Genomic DNA, 15,728 nt, shown 5'->3' with positions numbered 1-15,728 from the left:
CCCGTCGCCCGGCCCGGGCGGAAGCCGGACCGGGCGACGCTGCGCGGATCAGTGACTCGAGGCCTTCTCGGCGCCGAACCCGGTGAGGGATCGCACGTCCATCTCGGCGGCCTTGCGCGGGTCCTCCTTGCGACTCGACGTGATCGACCCCAACCATCCGAGCAGGAAGCCCAGCGGGATCGACACGATGCCGGGGTTGTTCAACGGCCAGATCGCCACGCCCGTGTTCGCGAACACGCTCGTGGGTCCGCCCCAGAACACCGGGGAGAGCAGGATCAGGACGAGGGCCGACCCGAGTCCGCCGTACATGCTCCACACCGCACCGCGCGTGCTGAAGCGACGCCAGAAGAGCGAGTACAGAATCGTCGGCAGGTTCGCCGACGCGGCGACCGCGAACGCCAGCGCCACCAGGAACGCGACGTTCTGGCCCTGCACGCCGATGCCGCCCGCGATCGCGAGCACGCCGATGACGACGACCGTGCGCCGCGCGACCTTGACCTCGCCGTCGGGCGGCACATTGCCCTTCTTGACGACGTTGGCGTAGATGTCGTGAGCGAACGATGCGGCCGCGGTGATCGTGAGCCCCGCCACGACCGCGAGGATCGTCGCGAAGGCCACGGCCGAGATGAACCCGAGCAGGATCGGTCCGCCCAGGGCGAGGGCAAGCAGGGGTGCAGCGGCGTTGACGCCACCCGGGGCGGCCAGGATCGCTTCCGAGCCGACGAGTGCCGTGGCCCCGTACCCGAGGACGAGCGTCAGGATGTAGAACAGGCCGATGAGCCAGATCGCCCACACCACCGACCGTCGCGCCTCCTTGGCCGTGGGCACCGTGTAGAAGCGCATCAGGACGTGCGGCAGCCCCGCGGTTCCCAGGACCAGGGCCAGAGCCAGCGAGATGAAGTCCCACGGGTTGGCGCCGTACTGCAGTCCCGGTCCGAGGATCGCTTCCCCCTTCGGAGAGGCGGCCACGGCGCTCTCCAGGAGCGTGTTGAGGCTGAATCCGTTGATCGCGAGCACCCAGATCGTCATGACCACGGCACCGCCGATGAGCAGGAACGCCTTCACGATCTGCACCCACGTGGTGCCCTTCATGCCACCGATGAGCACATACACGATCATGAGCACGCCGACCACGGCCACCACGATCGACTGCCCGACGCGCTCGGTGATGCCCAGGAGCAGCGACACCAGACCGCCGGCTCCCGCCATCTGCGCCAAGAGATAGAAGAAGCACACCGCGAGCGTCGTGATCGCCGCGGCCATGCGGACCGGCCGCTCCTTCAGGCGGAACGAAAGGACGTCCGCCATCGTGAACTTGCCCGTATTGCGCATGAGCTCCGCGACGAGGAGCAGCGCCACGAGCCAGGCCACGAGGAATCCGATGGAATACAGGAATCCGTCGTACCCGTTGATGGCGATCGCACCGACGATGCCGAGGAACGACGCCGCCGAGAGGTAGTCACCGGCGATCGCGAAGCCGTTCTGCGGCCCGGTGAACGACCGTCCCGCGGCGTAGTAGTCAGCGGCGGTCTTGCTGTTGCGGCTGGCGCGGATGACGATGAACAGCGTCACCGCGACGAACGCCCCGAAGATCGAGATGTTCAGGACGGGGTTGTTCTCCACCGTCTGCACGGCCGCGTGCACGGTACCGAAGAGCTCGTTCACGCCTCACCCCGCTCAGCCCGTTCGAGTTCGACACGAAGACGTTCCGCACCCGGGTCGAGACGACGATTGGCGTACGCGACGTAGCCCATCGTGAGGGCGAACGTCGTGACGAACTGCCCGAGCCCGAAGACGAGCCCGACCGTGATGGCCCCGAACACCGGCTGCGCCATGAAGGCCGGAGCGAACGAGGACAGCAACACGTAGACGAAGTACCAGACGAGGAACGCCACGGCCATGGGGAACACGAAGCTGCGCTGGCGCCTCTTCAGTTCCCGGAACGGGGCGGACTCCTCGACCGCGATGTAGTCGACGCCGCTCGAGGCGCCGTCGATCCTGCTATCCGTCATGTGGCCTCCTTGCCTCATGAGACCGATGCCACGCAGCATCGGAAGGGGAAAAACACCGGATCGGCGAGCGATCCCGATGGTAGGGTCGACGCTACGAAAGGCGGCGACGAGGCCGTCACCCCCGGAAGTAGGTAGTTCGTGGGAGCACCGGCCGCACTCCGTGACGACGCGTCGCTCGTGTCGCACGCGGTGACCGAACTCGCCCGCCGCACGCACTTCCCCGTCGCCTTCGGCGGCCTCGAACGCGACGGCGCCGTACACGTCTCCACGATCGTGGGCGCGCGCACCCGCAGTATCGAGGGACTCGTCGTGCACGCCGAGCGCGGCCTCGGCGGGCGCGCTCTCGTGGAACGGCGCCCCCGCCTCGCGCTGGACTACCGCACGGCCCGCTCGATCACGCACGACTACGATCGCGCGATCCTGGGGGAAGGCATCGCCACGCTGTTCGCCGTGCCGGTCCTGGTCCGCGGCAGCGCCCGGGGCGTGCTCTACTGCGGCTCGTGGGGGCAGGCCACGCTCGGAGAGCGTGAGGCGCGCCCCGCGTTCGACATCGCCGGAGAGCTCGGCACCGAGCTGCGCGTGCGCGACGAGGTCGACCGGCGTCTGGCCGCGGCGACGTCAGGCGACGACGGCCTCAGCACCGGAGCGCGCGAAGAGATCCGGCAGAGCTATGCCCAGCTGCGCAGCATCGCCGCAACCGTCGGCGACGACGGGGTCCGTCGTCGCTTGGAAGATCTCGAGTCACGTCTGGCCGCACTCTCGGGCGACGCTCCGACCGAACCCGAGGGAGCCGGCATCCATCTGTCCCGTCGCGAACTGGACGTGCTCGCGTGCGCGGCCGTCGGCTCCACGAACGGCGAGATCGCGGAATCCCTGAACCTGCGCGAGACGACGGTGAAGTCCTACCTGGCGTCGGCGATGTCCAAGCTGGATGCCTCGACCCGGCACGCCGCGGTCGCTCGGGCGCGGCGGGTGGGACTGCTGCCCTGAACACGTCCCGGACGCGCTGAGCGCTCCGTGAGAATCCCCTGGCAATGGCGCCGTGAGGTTGAGACCGCCGTCGATTCTCGGAATCGTGGCTGGCCCCTGACGTCGACACAGAAGGAGAGCCACATGCTGACGCTCACTCACGAGGCCACCACCGCCGTCAAGACCATCACCGCCCAGCTGCCGGAAGCTGCCCAGGGGGGTGTGCGCATCGAAGGCGCCGGTTCCCCCGAGTCGCAGTTCCGCCTGTCGGTCGTCGACGGCCCCGAGCCCGAAGACGCCGTCGTGGAGGACTCCGGCGCCCGCGTCTTCCTCGACGCCGACGCCGCTCAGGTGCTCGACGACCGCGTACTGGACGCGCAGGTCGACGGGCAGGGATCGGTGCAGTTCGCCGTCACCACCCAGGCGTGACGCCATGCGACGATGCCCCGGCCGCGTGCCGGGGCATCGTCGTGTCCGGGCGCAGGTCCCGCGCCTCACGCGGGGCCGCGTCGCACCCACGCGACGACGAACAGCACGAGACCGGCGACGAGTGCGGCGAGCACCCACAGCACGATGAGGTAGTCGATCCACGACCCGATCGGGGGCGAGCCCGGCAAAAAGTTGCGTAGCGGAATCGTCGCGAACAGCATCGCGCCCATCCAGCCCAGCGCCGTCACCTCGACCTTGCGCTTGCCGCGCAGCACGATCACCGCCACCGTCACCACGAGGATCGGGATGATCACCATGAGCGTGAGCAGGACGATGCCGAAGGCGATCGTCGAACCCGATCGGGTGACCGTGATGTCGACGGCGAGGATGCCGCCCCCGAGAGGAGTCTCGGCGACGGCGATGTCCCAGCCCGGGATGCCGCGTTTGGCCGGCTGAACCGTGGTCGGGAGGGGCACGGACTCGCCGTCTGCTTCCTCCTCGATCGCCGTCATCACCGTCCGCACCGTGTAGCGGTCGAACGGCCAGTTCTCGATCTCGCCGTCCATGACCAGGGAGGTCTCGATCGGCGCGATGACGCCGCCGTCCTCGAAGGGGGTGGCTTTCGAGCCCGCGACCGCCGAGAGGAGCACCCCGAACGAGCGGAGCGCGACCAGACCGTTCGTCACGGTGCCGTCGTCTCCCTGCGTGGGCACGACCGACATCGAGAAGCGGTTGGTCGTGGCATCCATCTTCTCGGGAGTGAGCGCCAGCGCGACGGTATCTCCGGTGGTCTCGCCTTCGCCGCTGGCGACGACGTCGCCGCTGCCGGCATAGAGGCCGACGACGGTGGCGTAGAGCGCGGCGAAGATCACGACGGAGACGACGGACCACAGGACGCTGCGGCGACGGGACGGCGCGGGTCTGCTGCTCACGATGCCAGTGTGGCAGAGCGGGAACGACGGGATCGTGGTGCCCCCGACAGGATTCGAACCTGCGACGCCCGCGTTAGGAGTGCGGCGCTCTATCCCCTGAGCTACGGAGGCGGGGCTGCATTCCAGCCTACTGCGGCCGAACCGGGATGCCGGTGCGCAGGCGCTCGACGAGAGAGTCGTCCCACTCCCCCGGCTCGGCCAGGGCGGCCTCGCGGATATCGACACCGTCCGCGCCCACCGACGCCGCGCACACGAGCAGCGATTCGAGCACGAGACCGTCGTGCGCGTCACGACGCAGCACCGACGTGGCGGGGTCGGCCGTCGACGCCGCAACGACGGCAAGCCACGGCTCCCACCAGGCCTCGCCCTCTGCGACCCCCGCACGACGGAAATCCTCGAGCCACCGTCCGATCCGCGGCGTGGCCGGGTCGTCCGGGCTGTGGTGGGCGATCATGTGCGTTCCGGGCGCGAGGCGGGTGCGCTCCGCCGCGAGTCCATCCCATTGCACGACGGTGGCGCCGTCGGCATCCACCTCGACGAGGTTGAACCCGCGGGTCGCCGGCTCCGGCGGAAGCACCCCCGCGACGGACCGCAGAGGGATGCCGCCCCGGCTGACGACGTCGTCGTCCGAACGCTGCGACAGGTCCTCGCGGTTGAGCAGCACCGCAAGACGTCGTGCGCCGGTGTCGACGGCGAGCCAGGCACCGCCGGCGCGGTCATCGCGCACGCCGTCGACCCCGGGCTGATCGGGCCACCATCGCCCGAGTCCCCGCCACGGACGATTCCGGTCTTCGTCGCGGACGGCGAGCACGCGGACCGGCTGACCGCTCTCGCGCGGGACCTCGACGACGACGGTGCACATTGCTCCCACGGTACCCGCGCGCGCGGGTATGGCGGGGCGAGCCGCATCGCACGCGCGACCGGCGTCATCCCCTGTTCTCATCGCGGCTCGGGGCCCGCGGCATCCCCGTCTTTCGTCATCGCTTCGACCCCCGGCGGCATCTACCTGGGAGACTGGGGCCATGTTCGTCGTCGTGGGAGTGACCGGGGGCATTGCCGCCTACAAGACCGTCGGCCTGGTGCGGCTCCTCGTGAAGGAGGGCCACGACGTCCACGTCGTCCCCACCGAGGACGCGCTGCGCTTCGTGGGCCTGCCCACGTGGGAGGCCATCAGCCGTAATCCCGTCACCACCTCGGTGCACGACGACGTCGCGCGAGTGCGGCACGTGTCGCTCGGCCAGTCCGCCGATCTCGTGATCGTCGCACCGGCCACGGCCAACACGCTGGCATCGATGACGGCGGGTCTGGCCTCCGATCTGCTCGGCACCACGCTGTTGGCCACGACCGCGCCCGTGGTCGTGGCGCCCGCGATGCACACCGAGATGTGGCGGCATCCCGCCACCGTCCACAACATCGAGGTGCTCCGCGCGCGCGGCGTGCACGTCGTCGGGCCGGACGACGGGGCGCTCACCGGCGGCGACAGCGGCCCCGGTCGCATGTCGGAGCCCGAGGAGATCGTCTCCGCCGCGCTCGCCCTCGTCGCGCGCCCGAAAGACCTCGTGGGTCTGCGGGTGCTCGTCAGCGCCGGCGGCACCCGCGAGCCGATCGATCCGGTCCGCTTCCTGGGCAATCGCTCGAGCGGCCGCCAGGGCGTCGCGATCGCCCGCGCCGCCGCCGACCGCGGTGCGCAGGTCACGCTCGTCGCCGCGCACCTCGACGCCGATGTGCGGCCCGACCCGCGCGTCGAGGTGATCGCGGTGGGCACGGCCGATGAGCTGGGGCGGGCGATGGATGCCACCGCCCCGGACGCCGACGTCATCGTCATGGCCGCTGCGGTCGCCGACTACTCCGTCGCCGCGGTGTCGGAGCACAAGCTGCGCAAGCAGGACTCCCCCGGCGCGCTGACGCTGGAGCTGGTGGAGAACCGCGATGTCGTCGCGGGACTCGTCGCCGCACGTCGCCCGCACCAGACGATCGTCGCGTTCGCCGCCGAGACCGTCGACGGCGAGGAGGAGCTCGTCGAGCGGGCACGGGCCAAAGTCGCGCGTAAGGGCGTGGACCTCCTCGCCGCGAACGCCGTGGGGTGGACCCGCGGATTCGAGACGGCCGACAACGCCCTCACGATCGTCGGGCGCGACGGGGACGTCGTGGCCACGGCATCCGGTTCGAAGGACGAGACCGCGCACGCCCTGCTCGACGCGGTCCTGGTGGCCCGCTCGAGCTGACGTGTCGTCGCCGGCTCAGTAGCCGTAGTACTGCAGCTGCTCGATGATCGCGAACACCTGGCTGAAGATCACAAAGAACCAGATCGAGACCGCGACGATCGAGATCACCGTCACCGCGATCCAGCCCCACACCGGCGCGAGACCCTTGCCGGTCTGGCGACGCAGGATCACGGCACGTCCGATGATGTAGACGCCGCCGCTGGAGATCGCCAGGACGAAGAGGCTCCACGCCCAGTGGAACGGCTTCTGGATGCCGCGGGCGCGCAGCTGGCGCCAGTCGAGGAACGAGAACAGCACCGTGAGGCCGGCCAGGACGAAGCCGAACACCGAGGTTCCGGCCGTCACCAGCAACGACGACGACGCAGCGTAGGGAGCCTGCTCCGGGAAGGCCGAGGCGTAGATCGACTCCTGGATGAACGTCGACCAGTCGAACAGGAACAGCGTCAGCAGCGACACGAGCGGCAACGCGACGACGAGCCAGATCCACACGGTGTTCGTCGGGATGTCCCGACGCGCGGGGGCCGCGGCGGCGGGCGCAGCCTGCGGGGCGCCCGGGTAGGCGGGGGCACCGGAGTACGCGGGGGCTGCGGGGGCGGCGACCCCGGGGTACGCGGGGGCGGCGGGGTACGCGGGAGCACCGGCGGGTGCGACCGGCGAGGCCACGGGCTCCGCGGACGGCGCGGCCGGCGAGGCCACGGGCTCCGCGGCGGGCGCGACCACGGGCTCGGCCCCGGTCGTCGAGGGCGCTTCGGGAGCGGCCGACGACTCCGCGGCCGGGGACTCCGCGGCAGACGCCTCCGCAGCGGCCGGCGCCTCGGCAGCGGCCGGCGCCTCGGCAGCGGCCGGAGCGTCTGCAGGCGGGCGCACCTCGTCGGTCCACGCGCTGCCGTTCCAGCGGCGCAGCCCGCCGCCTCCGGCGGGGTCGGGGTACCAGCCGTCGGGCGTGAGAGGCGTGTCGGTCATGTCGTTCCCCCTGTGGTGGCGTCGGTGCGGCCTGCGCGTCCTCCGAGTCTAGTAACGCCTGCCGTGGTCATCGGAAGTCCCTCGAGGTGTGCAGAACCCCCACCCGCAGGTCGGTGAACCCATCGGCGACCACGTTGGTGACCCCTTCCACCGATCTCTCGAGCATTCCGCGCACGATGAGTGCCGGAGACTCCCGCGCGATCCGCCGGTAGCGGTTCCACACCCCGACCGAGCACACGATGTTCATGAGGCCGTGCTCGTCCTCGAGATTGAGGAACGTGATCCCGGATGCCGTCGCCGGGCGTTGCCGATGTGTGACCAGCCCCGCGACCTCGACGCGCCGATCGGTCTCGGCCGTGCGCAACTCGCGCGAAGTGAGCACGCCCCGCGCGTCGAGGGCGGACCGGAAGTGCGTGAGCGGGTGGTCGTCGGTGGAGAGTCCCGTCGCCCACAGGTCGGCAGCGAGCACCTCGTAGCTCGAGGGATCGGTGAACAGCGGGGGCTGCACGAAGGCCACCGAGTCGGGCAGGAACTCGGGCCGATCCAGCGCCGCCGGACCCGAGAGCCAGATCGCCTCGCGTCGCGAATGCCCGAGGCACTCGAATGCGCCGGCGGTGGCCAGGGCTTCGAGCTGCGCGGTCACGAGCCCGGTGCGGCGCACCAGGTCGCGCAGATCGCGGTAGGCGCCGCCGCTCTCGCGTTCGGCGACGATGCGTTCGGCGACTTTCGCCCCGATACCCGTCACGTTGGCGAGTCCCATCCGCACGGCGAACGCCCCGTCACGGCGGTGGGCCTCCGACTCGTCGGGGGCCGAACGGTCGAAATCACCCGTCGGCGGCTGATCGGCGTGCGCGCAAGCCTCTCTGCCCGTGGTGGGGCGGCGATGAGTGGCATCCGTTCCCCCCGTCGCGTCGTCGAGGGGCTCGAGTCCCGCTTCGACACCCGACCGCCGCAGGTCGGGCCGCCGCACCTGCACGCCGTGTCGGCGCGCGTCGGCGGTGAGCGTCGCGGGCGAATAGAACCCCATCGGCTGCGCGCGCAGGAGCCCCGCGAGGAACGCCGCCGGGTAGTGCAGCTTGATCCACGAACTGGCGTAGACGAGCAGCCCGAACGAAAGCGAGTGCGACTCGGCGAACCCGAAGTTCGCGAACGCCTGGATCTTGGCGTACAGCTGGTCGGCCACCTGCCCCACCAGACCGTTCTCGGCCATGCCTGCGTAGAGCTTCTCGCGCAACGAGTCGATGCGCTCGAGCCCGCGCTTGGAGCCCATCGCCCGTCGGAGCAGGTCGGCATCCTCGGCGGTGCAGTTGCCGATGGCGACGGCCATCTGCATGAGCTGCTCCTGGAAGACGGGCACCCCCATCGTGCGCTCGAGCACGGGGCGCAGCTTCTCGTGCACGTACGTGATCGGCTCCTGTCCGAGCTTTCGCCGCACGAAAGGATGCACGGCCCCACCCTGGATGGGCCCCGGCCGGATGAGCGCGATCTGCACCACCAGGTCGTAGAAACGCCGGGGTTGCAGACGCGGCAGCAACCCCATCTGGGCACGCGACTCCACCTGGAACACCCCGATCGAGTCGGCGCGGCACAGCATGTCGTACACGGCCTTCTCTTCCTTCGGCAGCGTCGACAGCTCCCACGCCTCGCCCGTGGCATCCCGGATCAGGTCGAAGCAGTACTGCAGCGCAGCGAGCATCCCCAGGCCCAGCAGGTCGAACTTCACCAGCCCCATCCAGGCGGCGTCGTCTTTGTCCCACTGGATCACCGTGCGGTTCTCCATGCGGGCGTGCTCGATCGGCACGACCTCACCGACGGGACGATCGGTGAGCACCATGCCCCCGGAGTGGATGCCGAGATGCCGGGGCGCCTTCAGAAGCTCGGACGCGAACTCGATGACCTCGTCGGGGATGTCGTGGTCGGCACCCGTCTCGAGCGTCGCGCCCCACCGCTCGACCTGCTTCGACCAGGCGTCCTGCTGCCCCGGCGAATGCCCCAGGGCGCGGGCCATGTCACGCACGGCGTTCTTGGGACGGTACTGGATGACGTTGGCCACCTGTGCCGCGCGGTCGCGCCCATAGGTCTCGTAGACCCACTGGATGATCTCTTCCCGGCGATCGGAGTCGAAGTCGACGTCGATGTCGGGCTCTTCATCGCGCAGGCTCGACAGGAACCGCTCGAACGGCAGGCGGTAGAAGATCGAGTCGACCGCGGTGATGTCGAGCAGGTAGCACACGGCGCTGTTGGCCGCCGATCCGCGCCCCTGGCACAGGATGCCGCGCCGTCGGGCTTCGGCGACGATGCCGTGGACGATGAGGAAGTAGCCCGGGAAGTCCTTCATCTCGATGACGGCGAGCTCCCGCTCGATGCGGTCGCGGTCCTCGCCGGAGAGGGTCGGGTACTTCCGGGGAACGGCATCCCACACCAGATGCCGCAACCATGACATCGGGGTGTGCCCCTCGGGAACGGCCTGCTTCGGGAGGGCCGGCTTGGCCCGACGCAGGGGGAAGGCCAGCTCGTCGGCGAGAGTGACCGTGCGCGCGACCGCCCCCGGGTAGCGGGCGAAACGTGCCGCCATCTCGACCCCCGAGCGCAGATGCGCACCGGCGTGCGCGGGCAACCACCCGTCGAGCTCGTCGAGACTGCGGTTGGCACGCACGGCGGCGACCGCCGCGGCCAGCAGCTCTTTCGACGGGGCGGAGTAGTGGACGTTGTTCGTGGCGAGAACGGGGAGTCCGCGGTCGGCCGCGAGCGCGGCCAGCAGGTCGTTGTGAGCCGAGTCGAGCGGACCGCCGTGGTCGATGAGTTCGACGTACACGGCCTGGGGCCCGAACAGCTCGACGAGGAGGTCGAGCGCACGAGCGGCTCCCGCCGGTCCCTCGGATGCCAGGGCCTGACGGACGCTCCCCTTGCGGCATCCGGTGAGCACCGCCCACTGCGGATCGTCCGGGCCGCCGGCGCGTTGAGCCAGGTCGGCGAGGTCATAGACGGGTCGCCCCTTCTCGCCGCCGGAGAGTTGGGCGTGGGTCAGTGCGCCGGCGAGTCGGTGGTACCCCTCTTCGCCCCGAGCGAGCACCAGCAGATGGGAACCGGCGGGATCGGCCCGACCGTTCTGCGGACCGTCGAGTCCGAGCGACAGTTCGGCGCCGAAGACGGTGCGCACCGTGCGGGCCTCCGCCGCTTCGGCGAAGCGCACGATGCCGTAGAAGCCGTCATGGTCGGTGAGCGCGAGCGCGTGGAGTCCGAGCCGCTCGGCCTCTTCTACGAGTTCTTCGGGCGAGGACGCCCCGTCAAGGAATGAGTACGACGAATGCGCGTGCAGTTCGGCGTACGGAACGGCGTCGTCGGGTCGCGCGATCGTGGGGGGAACGTACGGACCACGCTTGTGCGACCACGCGGGACTGTCACCGCCGTCGCCGTTCGGCGGGGTCGAAACGGGGCGTCGCGTGTCGCTCAGCGCGCGCTCCAGCTCGGACCACTTCACCGGGGGGTTGTGGAAGCCCATCAGGCGCGCCCCACCCGGGGTGTCGACCGCGGTGCCGTAGCGATCACCGGGCCGAGGAGCAGAACGGGCGCCGGCACACGCTGGCGCTCAGTCATAGCGCCCCTCCGCCCGCCATTCGCCTTCTTCGACGACGAGCAGCCACGCGCCCCCGTCGTCATCGACCACTTGGAAGCGGTGGGCCCGCCGTCGACGCAGCGGATCCCACCCGCGCTCGCTGATCGGCCAGGGGCCCGCCCACTCCCGGATGCGCATGCGTCGGCCGCCCGCGTCGAGGATCGCCGGCGGCGCGCTCAACGCATCGCGGTCCCCCACCGTCACCGACGCCCCCGCGACGTCGGTGACCTCCACGAGCCGGGGTTCGGGATATACCGTCGCCGGAAGGGGATCGGGAAGGCTCCCCGGCCAGGGCCGGGCGCGGTCCTTCGCCGTCACTGCGCGGTCGCCCCACGGCACCAAGACCTGACGCTCCGCCAACCACCGCCCCCCGCCGACGACCGGGGTGACGACGGCGCGGTGGCCGAGCATGGCCTGCACTCGGGAGAGCGCGTGATGCACCCTCTCGTCAGGCCCGGCTCCGAAGAGTCCCTTGACATGGTGGGATGCCTCGTCCACCGCCTCGGGCTCGATGGAGACCCCGGCGACACCGCTGCCGAAGATGCCGCGACCGTCCTCGGCGAGCTGCCATCGCACGCGATCGACCACGGCCCCGGCGTCGAAGGACCCGGGGTGCAGCCACACGCGTTCGCTGCGTTCGCCGCGCTCGCCCGAAAGCACGACGCGCACCTCGGTGCACACCAGGTTCTGCTCGCCCAGGCGCGCGATGAACTCCTCGGCCGCTACCCGCATACCGAATGCGATCTGGTCGGCGAGCTCGAGCGGTGGCTCGAAGGCGACCTCACGGCGGAGCTCGGGCGGTGGGGTGCGCGGCTGCACCGGCTGGGAGTCACGCCCCGAAGCGAGGGCGTGCAGTCGCGCTCCGCGCTCGGCGAACCGTTCCCGGACCCGCTCGACCGGCATGGCGGCGAACTCCCCCAGCGTATGGACCCCCAAGCGCGCCAGCAGGCTCGCCAGGTCGGGGTCTTCGAGCGCGGTCACCGGAAGCGGGGCGAGGAAAGCGGCCGCCTGCCCCCCGGGCACCACGCGCACGGGCTCGTCGGCGCGGGTGACGCGGGCGGCGTGCTCTGCGGTGAAGACACCGTCGGCGACGCTCGCGCGAGCGTCGGTGAACCCCTCGGCCACGAGCAGCCGCACGAGGGTGCGCGCGGCCTCGTCTTCTCCGCCGTAGTAGCGCGCCGGTCCGCGCGCGCGGAGGGCGCAGAGCCCCGGACGGACGATCTGGACCCCCGGGGCGCGCTCCTCGATCAATGCCACGACCGGGGCGAAGACACGCGCGTCGCGCACCGGATCGGCGGCGATGACGACGAGCGAGGGGCACAGCGCCTGGGCATCCCGACGACGTTGCCCCCGGCGTACCCCCTGGGCGCGCGCCGCGGCGGAGCAGGCCACGACCGTGTTGTTCTCGAACACCGCGACGGGGGTGTCGGCGCGCGGGGGCCGTGCGGCCTCGCGGCGGTACGCCAGCACCGGCCAGTCGGGGAGCCACATCACGAGGCTGCGCGTCGGTTCGCGCATCAGCCCGCCGCCCTCTGCCGGTAGCCCCCGTGCTCGCGCGCGACGAGCCTCTCGGTCGGTGCGCCGAGCATCTCGATCGATCCGTCGGCGGCGGGGAGGAGCATGCGGGCGCGACGGGCCGTGGGCGTGCGCTTGCTGCTGACCGACACCGTCAGCTCACGTCCGGCGAGATAGCCGTGCCCCTGCCCCACGCCCGCCCACCGGGGGTCGGCGACGTCGATCACGGCCTCCGCCTGCGGCCATGCGCCCTGCACCAGCAGGACCGTGCCGCGATCGCGCAACCGGGCCGTGAGTCTCGTTACCTCGGTGCCACCGCGCGCGGTGGTCGACCCCGCCGGGGGACGCACCGCCACGACGGGCAGGACCTCGGCGATCGTGGCCGTCACCGCCAGCCAGCGGGGTCCGGGGTCGGGGATGAAGACCAGTCGATCGAGATCGAGACCGTACTTCTCGGCGGCTTCGGCTCCCAGCTCTGGCATGCCGATGACCCCGCACCACGCCCCGTCCTGCGAGGGCCGCGCCATGAGCGCCAGCAGCAGTGACATCGAGCGGGCGATCGCGTACGCCGAGCCCGAACGAAGACCGCCGCCCGGCAGCAGCGAGGAGAAAGCGGGATGCGTCGGCAGAACCGGCGCGTCCATGCGGCGACCCTGCATGCGCTCGAGACGATCGCGGAGCGCGTGGATGTCGGGTACGGCCTGCACCTGGTCTCGCACGATCGCCCTCACTCCCACAGGTTAGAACATGTGTTCTACACTCTCAATCCCTGTGGTTCGAAGATACGATCACCCTCCGACATCGCCTCCGCGACCTCAGACCAGGTCGGCGGTCCGCGCGATGCGGGCGAATCCTCCCTGCTGCAGCACCAGGGCGGTCGCGGTCATCAGCTCGGCGGCCGAACGCTTGACGACCCCGAGCCCCACGACCTCCGCCGACAGGTCGAAGGTGCGCGTGGCATCCAGGACGACCGTCACGTCGCATCCTCGCGCTGGACGTCGATGACGAGCAGGGCACGAGTCATGCCTCCCTCACACCACCGCTCCGGATGCCACGGCCCGGAGGAGCCGATGATCGCGAGGTCTCACGCGGCCAGTGCCAGATACGGCTCCCAGCGCGGATCGGACTTGTCGACCCCGCGCACCGTCCACGACGATCCGCGTGGCGGACCGGGGATCAGGCGCAGTTCCCACATCATCTCCTGGGGCGTGCGATCACCCTTGACGTTGTTGCAGCGCAGGCAGCACGCCACGAGGTTCTCCCACGTGTCCTTGCCACCGCGCGAGCGGGGAAGCACATGATCGATCGTCGAGGCCGCCTTCCCGCAGTATCCACAGCGGTGCGCGTCACGGCGCAGGACCCCGCGACGGGTCACCGGCACGCGACGGGCCCCGGGCACGCGCACATAGCGCGTCAGGATGATCACCGCGGGACGGTCGTAGGTCCCCGCCGCCGCCCAGACCGGATCTTCGTCGACGCATTCGACGACGGTGGCCTTCTCGTTCATCACGAGCACGAGGGCCCGCTTGAACGACACGACGGCGAGCGGCTCGTAGCCCGCGTTCAGCACAAGTGTGCGCATTCCGTTTCCTCTCGAATGGCCGAGACGGCTTCTCGGATGTTCGACTCGCGGCGGCGGAAGAGGCGCAGGGGCACGAAAAAAGGCGCTGTCTATTCAGACAGCGCCTCGGAGGTCGCGGCGAGACCGCGGCATCCGCTCATGCGATGCCGAAGAACGAGCAGCCCGAGCGCATCCATGGTGCGGATGCGAGGCATGGCGTCCATCGGCTTTCCCTCCGGTTCTCCCGACGTCGCGAACAGGCTAACCCACGGCGACACGCCCGGGGTCGGCTGCACCGGGAAACGACAGACGGCGTGTCGGAGAACGATCGTCTCCGGCACGCCGTCTGTCGCTGTGAAAATCAGCCGGCGTTCTGCTGCAGCCAGGCGTACGGGTCGACCACGGAACCGTTGATGTGCACCTCGAAGTGCAGGTGGTTCGCGGTCGAGCTGCCGGTCGAGCCGACCAGGCCGATGAGCTGGCCGGCGGCGACGGTCTGCCCCGCCTGCACCTGGCGGCTGCCGTAGGTCATGTGGCCGTAGGTCGTGGAGACCTTCTGTCCGTTGATGACGTGCTCGATGACGATGCCGACGCCATAGCCGCCGAAGCTCTCGGACGACGTGCTCACGACACCGGCGGCCGCGGCGAAGATGGGCTGCCCGCCGGGGGCGAGCAGGTCGACACCCTGGTGGTAGCCGGAGTCCCAGAGACCGCGACCGAGCGTGTAACCGGTCAGCGGCCAGCGCACTTCACCCGAGCCGGGGGCGGTCATGTTGAGGTTGACCGACGAGACGGCGACGTTCGCGTTCGCGGCGAGCTGCCGTGCCCGTTCGGCGGCGGCCGCTGCGGCGGCCTCCTGATCCTTCTTCTTCTGGATCTCTTCGGCGGTGGTCGCCGAATAGCTGCTGCGGTCGAGCGTGCCGGCCGTCACGCCGGAAGCGACCACGAGCGACTGGTTGTCGGGGGCCGACATCTCTTGCAGCGTCATCGTCTCGGCGGCCGGGATCGTGGCCGCATACGCGGGGATGGCGACGGTCGCGACGAGTCCGGCGACCATCGACAGGATGACGGCACTGCGCAGCGGCTTCGTACCCCGCCGGAACGGCGAGGACGCGCGCGGCGCGGGAGCGGGACGAGCGACGGCAGCGGAGGTCACGACCGGCGTCCGCGAGGGACGACGAGAGGGTCGGGAGACCGCGGCGCGCGCGCTCTTACGAGTCTGACCCGTCGCAGGAACCTCGGGCAGGTCCGCAGCGGGATCGATGTGTTCAGCCAAATTTCCTCCGGCGCCTCTGCGTCCAGGACGCTGGCTCGTCAGCACTCGATGGGGCACGATGTGCGGGCTTCACCCTCTGCGGACGACGAGCCGGTGAGGCAAACCGCGAGGGGTCCGACGGCGGGCTTCTCGCCTGTGGACTTTCCGAGGCTACCCGAAGATAACGAAACTGTCACGCCTGAGGCAGAGGTGTATAGACGATGTCCGGGATGCGCACACCGCCCGACCGG

Annotated in this window: 14 protein-coding genes and 1 tRNA gene; 3 read left to right on the top strand and 12 right to left on the bottom strand. The window is 70.5% G+C overall.

Annotated features, from left to right (window positions below; translation table 11 throughout):
• Positions 1–48: 48 nt before the first annotated feature.
• Both AC3E6M_RS06015 and AC3E6M_RS06010 read right to left on the bottom strand, forming a co-directional pair.
• Positions 49–1,665 (bottom strand): solute symporter family protein, encoded by a 1,617-nt coding sequence (locus tag AC3E6M_RS06015; RefSeq protein ID WP_171024225.1) that lies wholly within the window; start codon positions 1,663–1,665, stop codon positions 49–51.
• Positions 1,662–2,012 (bottom strand): DUF485 domain-containing protein, encoded by a 351-nt coding sequence (locus tag AC3E6M_RS06010; protein WP_490529354.1) that lies wholly within the window; start codon positions 2,010–2,012, stop codon positions 1,662–1,664. The genes AC3E6M_RS06015 and AC3E6M_RS06010 overlap by 4 nt, the downstream gene beginning before the upstream one ends.
• Before the next feature lie 138 nt (positions 2,013–2,150).
• Here AC3E6M_RS06010 and AC3E6M_RS06005 point away from each other — a divergent pair, with 138 nt between their 5' ends.
• Entirely contained in the window at positions 2,151–3,002 is an 852-nt protein-coding gene (locus tag AC3E6M_RS06005; protein WP_490529353.1) for a helix-turn-helix transcriptional regulator, read from the top strand.
• 123 nt (positions 3,003–3,125) lie between these two features.
• Entirely contained in the window at positions 3,126–3,410 is a 285-nt protein-coding gene (locus tag AC3E6M_RS06000) for a Fe-S cluster assembly protein HesB (protein WP_138173711.1), read from the top strand.
• A 65-nt stretch (positions 3,411–3,475) separates the two neighbouring features.
• Here the strand turns inward: AC3E6M_RS06000 and AC3E6M_RS05995 are convergent, their stop codons facing one another.
• The 3 genes from AC3E6M_RS05995 to AC3E6M_RS05985 form a co-directional block, all read right to left on the bottom strand.
• Complete coding sequence (locus AC3E6M_RS05995; RefSeq protein WP_490529351.1) at positions 3,476–4,342, bottom strand: DUF8686 domain-containing protein; 867 nt, start codon at positions 4,340–4,342, stop codon at positions 3,476–3,478.
• A gap of 35 nt (positions 4,343–4,377) precedes the next feature.
• Positions 4,378–4,453: transfer RNA gene (locus tag AC3E6M_RS05990), tRNA-Arg, on the bottom strand.
• Positions 4,454–4,469: 16 nt separating this feature from the next.
• Positions 4,470–5,204 (bottom strand): NRDE family protein, encoded by a 735-nt coding sequence (locus AC3E6M_RS05985; RefSeq protein WP_490529347.1) that lies wholly within the window; start codon positions 5,202–5,204, stop codon positions 4,470–4,472.
• A gap of 160 nt (positions 5,205–5,364) precedes the next feature.
• Between AC3E6M_RS05985 and coaBC the strand changes: the two genes are divergently transcribed.
• On the top strand, positions 5,365–6,567 hold the full coding sequence (gene coaBC, locus AC3E6M_RS05980; protein WP_490529345.1) for a bifunctional phosphopantothenoylcysteine decarboxylase/phosphopantothenate--cysteine ligase CoaBC: 1,203 nt from the start codon (positions 5,365–5,367) through the stop codon (positions 6,565–6,567).
• Positions 6,568–6,582: 15 nt separating this feature from the next.
• On the opposite strand, the gene AC3E6M_RS05975 is transcribed toward coaBC, so the two are convergent.
• The 7 genes from AC3E6M_RS05975 to AC3E6M_RS05945 form a co-directional block, all read right to left on the bottom strand.
• Positions 6,583–7,530 (bottom strand): DUF2510 domain-containing protein, encoded by a 948-nt coding sequence (locus AC3E6M_RS05975; protein WP_490529344.1) that lies wholly within the window; start codon positions 7,528–7,530, stop codon positions 6,583–6,585.
• A gap of 67 nt (positions 7,531–7,597) precedes the next feature.
• The gene (locus AC3E6M_RS05970) at positions 7,598–11,032 is read right to left on the bottom strand and encodes an error-prone DNA polymerase (RefSeq protein WP_490529343.1); all 3,435 of its coding nucleotides are present in this window, start codon (positions 11,030–11,032) and stop codon (positions 7,598–7,600) included.
• Between the two features lie 87 nt (positions 11,033–11,119).
• The gene (locus tag AC3E6M_RS05965) at positions 11,120–12,664 is read right to left on the bottom strand and encodes a DNA polymerase Y family protein (protein ID WP_490529340.1); all 1,545 of its coding nucleotides are present in this window, start codon (positions 12,662–12,664) and stop codon (positions 11,120–11,122) included.
• The gene (gene imuA', locus AC3E6M_RS05960; RefSeq protein WP_490529632.1) at positions 12,664–13,380 is read right to left on the bottom strand and encodes a DnaE2-dependent mutagenesis accessory factor ImuA'; all 717 of its coding nucleotides are present in this window, start codon (positions 13,378–13,380) and stop codon (positions 12,664–12,666) included. Before imuA' ends, AC3E6M_RS05965 begins: the two co-directional genes overlap by 1 nt.
• A gap of 96 nt (positions 13,381–13,476) precedes the next feature.
• Positions 13,477–13,638, bottom strand: a complete 162-nt coding sequence (locus AC3E6M_RS05955) for a hypothetical protein (RefSeq protein WP_490529339.1) — start codon at positions 13,636–13,638, stop codon at positions 13,477–13,479.
• Positions 13,639–13,745: 107 nt separating this feature from the next.
• Positions 13,746–14,243, bottom strand: a complete 498-nt coding sequence (locus AC3E6M_RS05950) for an HNH endonuclease (protein ID WP_138172652.1) — start codon at positions 14,241–14,243, stop codon at positions 13,746–13,748.
• A 340-nt stretch (positions 14,244–14,583) separates the two neighbouring features.
• On the bottom strand, positions 14,584–15,378 hold the full coding sequence (locus AC3E6M_RS05945; protein WP_490529338.1) for a M23 family metallopeptidase: 795 nt from the start codon (positions 15,376–15,378) through the stop codon (positions 14,584–14,586).
• Between the last annotated feature and the right edge of the window lie 350 nt (positions 15,379–15,728).

This window comes from Microbacterium sp. SCPM-O-B-15248 (M128) (assembly GCF_058214835.1).
The sequence above is the reverse complement of the archived record's forward strand: the minus strand, read 5'-3'. Positions and strand labels throughout refer to the sequence as shown.